We start from the raw sequence: 586 nt of genomic DNA on the forward strand, positions 1-586 counted from the left end.
GGCGATGATGAAGGACTCCGTGTACTGGTAGGCGACGAAGCCGGCATAGCCGCCGATCATGAACATCGCGCCATGCGCGAGGTTGAGCACGCCGAGCGTCCCGTAGATGATGGTCAGGCCGGAGCTGATCAGCGCAAGCAGGGCGCCGAGCGCGAGCCCGTTGAAAAGCTGCGAAACGAGATTGGGCCAACTAATCATGCGGGGATCGCTATCGTGACGCGCGGCGGTGCGTCGTCAAAAAGGTGACGCCGCAGGTCCAGAGTGTGACCTACGGCGTCACAGGGGGTTAGCACGGGATCAGCTATAGTCGCCGAGATGGCAGCCGAACGCGTCCGGCTTCTGCATCAGGCCTTCACCCGGGACGATCTCGACGACGTCGTACCAGTCTTCCTTGTTCTTCATGTCTTTCTGCTGCTTGCCCTTGACGATGATCACCGGGCGAATGCACTGGTGATCCTCGGGGCGATAATGCACGTCACCGACCAGCGAGGGGATCGTCTCGCCCTTCTCGTAGGCCTTGATCACGTCGGGCGGATTGAAGCTGCCGGCCTGCTCGCACATGTGGGCCCAGTGCGCGAAGCTGACA

Annotated in this window: 2 pseudogenes; both read right to left on the reverse strand. The window is 61.6% G+C overall.

The annotated features are described in order from the left end of the window. Nucleotides 1-198 (reverse strand): annotated as a pseudogene (locus tag IVB46_RS38600) (branched-chain amino acid ABC transporter permease); the annotation flags it as partial. A 99-nt stretch (nucleotides 199-297) separates the two neighbouring features. Next, nucleotides 298-586 (reverse strand): annotated as a pseudogene (locus IVB46_RS38605) (branched-chain amino acid ABC transporter substrate-binding protein); the annotation flags it as partial.

The organism is Bradyrhizobium sp. 61 (assembly GCF_023073075.1).
In the GTDB taxonomy this organism is placed as follows: Bacteria; Pseudomonadota; Alphaproteobacteria; order Rhizobiales; family Xanthobacteraceae; genus Bradyrhizobium; species Bradyrhizobium barranii.